Here is a 5,689-nt window from a genome sequence, read left to right as displayed (position 1 = left end):
GCCTCTGTTAAGGCAAGGCGGGTTGCATCTTTGTCGGCCTGCGCAGCGGTGATTTTGGTCATGCCGATATCCAGATCCGGGCAGAAGACCTTAAGGGACCGGGTTAATCCCCAAGTCGCGCAGTTCGAAATGACATGTGTTTTGGTCATGCGAGGGCTTTCTGAAAAGTCATATGCCGGCGGTTGCCTTGTTTCTAAGCGGGTGCCGCAGGCGCGTAAACCCGTCCGCCCAAAGAGGGGGACAGGTTTACGCAAAGGCCGCTGTCAGGCATCCGAGCGGATAACAATATTGCCAACATAGTTCTGCGCGATCCGGTCGCCGTGCCCGGTTGCGGTAAAGATCCGCAACCCGGTGACGGCAAAGCCGGCGCTGCGCCCGTCGGGGGGGGCAAAGCGCTGGGTACGGGCCGGGCGCAAGGTCACGGTGCCTTCGTGCAGGGGAATGATCCGGGTGAAAGGGGTCCGGCCATGGCTATTACCGGCAAGGGGAAGGCGGGTGATAACCTGTTCGCCCAGCGTCATAACCAGTGACTGGTGCTGCATCTGGGTGAACCCGTCGATCTGCAAAAAGATAGGGTCCGTCTGCAAAAGGTCTGGGTTTGCGCCATCGGTGTAATCGACATGCATGCCGCCCGCACCGATCCAGCGAAAGCGGTTTGGCAGACCCTGCTCTGGATAGGGGCCTTCGCTATGGTGTTCGGACCACCAGTGCAGACGCCCGGGCGCATTCACTGTCACCGGTATGTCGTGAAGGGGCATGTCGTCATCGCTGGGGGCGTCGCGCGCCTCGACCCGCATATAGTACACGAGCGCCGACAGGCTGCGCGTGTCTTCGCCGCCATCGGGTGCCGTGTGCGGCGTGATGAGGGTGAGGGTCATGACATCAGACACAGTCAAAGGCTGTGCAAAGGGCAGATAGTGGATTTGAACCTGTGGCCCCGCGACAAAATTGCCTTGCGGGATGCCATTGGCCAATACGGTTACGGGGCCACGGCTGTGTCGCATCCGTAGGGCTATGAAAACGCCCGTTACCTCGCGCGGGCCGTTTGGGGCCCGTAGGAACAGATGCGCCGTTGTCCCGTCAATCCAGCGCGCTTCGGGTTCGGGTTTGCTCCAGTCGCCGGCAAGGCCGGTCAGGCGCGGGCCCATAAACATGGCAGCATCATCCAGTGGGATCGCAGCCAGCCGCAACAACCGGTCCACGGCGTCCGGGCATTCGACATGGGGCAGGGGCGGCTGAAGTGTGGTCTTTGCCACAGGCAATGCCAGGACATCCGACCAGCGCGTCAGATAATCACCCATCCCAAAGATACGGTCGTAAAATGCCTGCCCCGACTTGCCCCGCGCGGTGCGGGCGGCGGGATCTGATAGCAGTTGCACGATATCATCGGCCATTTGCGCAGCGGTATCGGCGGTTGGAAAGGCACCGCCGATTTGCGCGGCAAGTTCATAGAATGATCCCGACATCGCCGAGAAACATTGGCCCAGCGACAGCGCTTCGATCACTTTGGTTGGGAAGCCGGTGCCTTCGATAACGGGCAGTAGCACGATCTTGGAGGCAAGATACCAGTCGGTCACCGATGTCACGCGGCCCATGAAAAAGACATGGCGCGCGGCCAAAGCAGCCCTTTCATCAGGCTGGAACCCTTGGTCAATATTGCCGACGATAAAGATGTTGATCTGCTGGTCCTGCGGCAGCAAGGGCAGCACATCGTCCAGAAAGAAACGCAAACTGGTGATGTTGGCAGCATGGGCGGTGCCGACAAAGACCACGTCGATGCTATGACTTTGGCCTTGCGCGCTATGGCCCGGGGCCAGTTGCGCCAGTTTCAGCCGCCGCAAATGGTCACCATCCAGCAGATCGGCGCGGTCCATGTCAAAGTCCCGTTCTGCGGGCAGGGCGACGTTTGGCGGATAGATGACATCACCGTCCGGGCCGCCATAGCGGGCCAAATCTTCTTGCAAGGTACGCGAGATGAAAACGCGGCGGTCAAAGCTGTGCAGGGCCGATGCTTCGTTTGCTGCCTCTGCGGCAAAGCCCCGGTCGAATACGGTTTCGGTAACGGCGGGTGCGTCGGGATTTTTAGCTAACAGAAGGGTCGCAGCCTCGGCCCGGCTTTGCCGGCGAAAGATATTCTGCTGAGTCTGAAAGTCATGAACCTCGCAAATTGTCGGAGCCCCGGTCAGATCATGCAGCCGCTGAGCTAGGGGCAGTGCCCAAGTGTAATTGGCGACGATCCGGTCTGGCGTGCGCAGGTTCAGATAGGCCTGCAGCACAGGTCCGATGGTCACGTAGTCGCGTATCAGTCCCTCTAGCACATCGGCGTGGAATAGCTCGGCATTGCGGCTGTGATATTTAGCAAATAAGCGGCGAAAGTTTTCGGTGTCGTTCAGCGATACAAAATACAGCGGCTTGCCGCGCCAAAGCAGGTCATCAAAATACCGCACGACTGTGTCGCGTTTAAAATAGGCAAGACCATCGATGATGTTCGCCCAAGGCACGCCAACGATCATCGTATCGGCAGCCATATGCGACAGCATCGCAAGGTGGGCGCGCTGCACAAAGCCGTGGCCGCCATCAACCGGCAGGGCTGGAATGTAACATACGAGCGGCGCAGGTGTTTGCGGGGCTGCCGGGCGGGGCGCGGGTGAATGCAGCGTAGTAAGCGTGCTGATGAAGCGGTCGATGCCGAAGCGTGCAATCGCGGTGTCGGGAAAGGGCGTCTCGCCGCTTAGTACAGCTGCCACGGTGTCGCCAAAGCCTTCGGCAGTGTCCATGTCAGGGCTGAATACACCCATGCCTGCGAAGGTGCCGATCATATCGGTCCCTGGCGTGCAAACCACCGGTACCCGGCGGCTAATCGCGTCATAGACAACACCCGACCCGCGTGTGCGGTACGCATCCGCGTCATAGGGCATCAAGATCAAGTCAGCCGCGTCGATGGTCGCCAGAAATGCGTCGTAATCGAGCTCTCCGGGCAGAGCGATGGGATGGGGGCGTCCGTCCATCTGGGCCAGCTGCATCTTGGCATCAGTGATCGCAGGGCTGTCGTTACTGGCGTTTGTGTAGGACTGAAGCACAAATTCCAGATTGCCGGGATAGGCGGCCTGAATCGCGGCAACGATCTGGGGCAGGCGATCAAAACCCTTTTCCGCGCGCGCTTCACCGACAAAAACGACGCGTTTTGGGGCGGTGCCTTGCACGGGGGGAGGGGCTGCCTGCGCTGCGGTGTCCGGTGCCAAAATGGTCAGGGGACCCATGCAGATCGGGAAATCAAAGCCAAGGGCTGCGTAATGCGACTTAAGACCGGTGGTCTCAACGTGGATCAGCAAATCTTGGCCCAGCAGCCCCTCGTCACGCAGGCGTTCCAGCACTTGCAGCGTTTCGACGCCCTGCAAGCCTTCGCCCTGAATGATCTCTGGCGTGCAATAGATCAGCGCATGGATGCGTGGGCGCTGGTGCGGCGGGATACTCAGCAGGTATTGTAGCAGCGCCATGACGCCTGGCGCGCTAAGGGTGTGAATATAAAACACCGCGTCCTGCGGGGCGGTCAGGGTCGCGTGCAAGTCCAGCAGGCCGTAAAGGTATTTCTCCCAGCCCGGCAGATCGCTGTCATAGACTGGGTGAAACTGGAGCGGCCCCTCTGGCTGGGGGTCATCAGATGCGTTCAGTGCATAGGTCGGCCAGATCCGGCGGACATCAGGACATACAGTTTCGAGATCCGTATTGGAAAACGGAAACTTGCGGTTCACGATGCAAGTGACATCATAGCCGGCAGCCGTCGCCGCCAAAGTGACCCGCGTGGTGGCGGTCAGGTTGTGGGAAAAGCCCGACCGCAGATCGGGGTCGAGGATAAAGAACGGCCGCCCTGCGGCCTGAGAACTTAGAGCATCCATGCGTAGGGCGTATTCTGCAATGCGGCTTTCAGATCATCGTAATTGGCAATTTCGTCCTTTAGCGCAGTGCCGGTCTTTTTTAACGTCGGCTGAACGTCCTGCGGGGACAAATCGAAGAATGACAGCATCTTACGATAACCCTGCACCGGATCGTTTTCGATATCGTCCTCGTAGGTCAGGGTCTGCACATCAAGGCCGGTATTGCGGACGTTACGGACCGTAGCCTCTTCGCGGGCGATGACCTTGTCCAGCAAATCAACGATGCCTGTTGGTTTGATGCCGGTACCAGGATCACCAAATGCTTGTAGAGGCACAGAATAACGTGTTTCACCCAAGTCCTGATCAGACTTGATGTGATACACACCAGTCTTCATCGCGCGAAAACTGCTCAGGATCCGTTTGAGCACGTTGCGCCGGCGCAGCACGACGACGCGCGTCGGGTTTTCTTGCGCGGCCAAGGCCTGCGCGAATTGCTGGGCGGTACAGGCAGGGTTGTGCAGAAAGTTGATCAGCTTGATTTCGTATCCAACAAGGCGGCGGTTGCTATGGGCACCGGCAACCAGCGCGTCAATGCGGGCCACCATTTTGTCCGCCGACATGGTTGCGGCAGTGGGGTCGCGCTGTTCAAGCAAGGTGAAATGCTCATGATGCCATGCGATAGCTGGATGAGTCTCTAACATTTTAGCCAGTACAGTGGACCCGCTGCGCCCAAAATGCAGCATTGCGGTTTTCTGCATGCTCATGTTCCCTGTCCTTTGCTTGTGACCTCGTGATCCATGACGTATCGCACTTTGGCCTGGATGGCACCTTGAAGCCCTGTTCGGATACGAAATCAAGCCCCTGGGCAAGGAGTTGGGTGGATCAAAGGTCGCGGGATCTGCTGTGGGGGCATCCGGATTTCATGACGACGCCCCGGACGGACGGGCAGTGGGTTGCCTTTGGGCATGTCATTCAGGATGAGCCCGTCATGGCAGAGGGGCGTATCGCGCTGGATACCGGGGCCTATGCGACCGGCGTGTTGACGGCGGCGGTGCTGGGGGATGGTCCGCCGCGGTTTGTCACGGCTTAGGCCTCACCCATAATACCCATACCCCGCCTCGTCCCCCATATAGCGGCACTCGTTCAGGACCACGCCCATGACGTTGGTCTGGCGGGCAAGGTCTTGTTCGCAGATGTCGATCTCTCGGGTGGAGGTGCGTTCGGTGGCGGCGATGATCAGGACGCAGTCGACTTGGGTGGCGAAGGCCATCATGTCGTCGGCGGCCAGCATGGGCGGCATGTCAAAGATGGTGATATCGGGCCGGTAGGCGGCGTCGAGTTGGGACAGGGTGTCGCTGATGCCTGCGCCGCTGAGCAGTTCTGACGCATTGCGCGTTTTGGTGCTGTTCAGGCCGACCGCAAGGTTGCCGTCATAGCAGGCAGCGTTTTGGGCGAAGTCGACCTTGCCGCGCAGCACATCGGTGAAATCCACCGGGCGCGGGTTGATGCCCAGCATCCGCGCCAGCGACGGGCGGCGCAGGTCGAGCTCTAGCAGCATGCTGCGGATGTCGGGCTGGCGCGACAGGCTGACGGCCAGGTTCAGCGCAATCGTGGATTTACCGCAGCCTGCGGTGGGCGAGGTGATGGCAAGCCTGCGCCAGTTGTTGTCGTGCATTTGCTGCAGGATCCGGGTGCGCATCATGTCGATGCCGGCGGATTCGGGGCTGCGCGAAAAGGACACGATCCGGTGCTTGCGCATCAGGTTCGCGTCAAACTGTTCCACCGGCAGGGCAGCCCAATTGGCACTGATCGCA

The 5,689-nt window shown here is 59.7% G+C and carries 4 protein-coding genes; 1 reads left to right on the top strand and 3 read right to left on the bottom strand.

Annotation, left to right across the window (positions count from 1 at the left end; all coding sequences use genetic code 11):
- Positions 1 to 263 precede the first annotated feature (263 nt).
- Together BM131_RS19595 and BM131_RS19590 are read right to left on the bottom strand one after the other, a co-directional pair.
- Positions 264 to 3,896 (bottom strand): glycosyltransferase, encoded by a 3,633-nt coding sequence (locus BM131_RS19595; protein ID WP_090192150.1) that lies wholly within the window; start codon positions 3,894 to 3,896, stop codon positions 264 to 266.
- A complete protein-coding gene (locus tag BM131_RS19590) occupies positions 3,884 to 4,639 on the bottom strand; it encodes a hypothetical protein (protein WP_090192149.1) in 756 nt (251 codons plus the stop codon). The genes BM131_RS19595 and BM131_RS19590 overlap by 13 nt, the downstream gene beginning before the upstream one ends.
- Before the next feature lie 158 nt (positions 4,640 to 4,797).
- Here BM131_RS19590 and BM131_RS20375 point away from each other — a divergent pair, with 158 nt between their 5' ends.
- Positions 4,798 to 4,965, top strand: coding sequence for a hypothetical protein (locus BM131_RS20375; RefSeq protein WP_175499501.1), 168 nt, complete (start codon positions 4,798 to 4,800; stop codon positions 4,963 to 4,965).
- A gap of 3 nt (positions 4,966 to 4,968) precedes the next feature.
- On the opposite strand, the gene BM131_RS19580 is transcribed toward BM131_RS20375, so the two are convergent.
- A partial coding sequence (locus BM131_RS19580) for a CpsD/CapB family tyrosine-protein kinase (RefSeq protein ID WP_090192146.1) occupies positions 4,969 to 5,689 on the bottom strand: 721 nt, incomplete at its 5' end.

Origin of the sequence: Loktanella salsilacus (assembly GCF_900114485.1) — a bacterium.
Taxonomy (GTDB): domain Bacteria; phylum Pseudomonadota; class Alphaproteobacteria; order Rhodobacterales; family Rhodobacteraceae; genus Loktanella; species Loktanella salsilacus.
The sequence above is the reverse complement of the archived record's forward strand: the minus strand, read 5'-3'. Positions and strand labels throughout refer to the sequence as shown.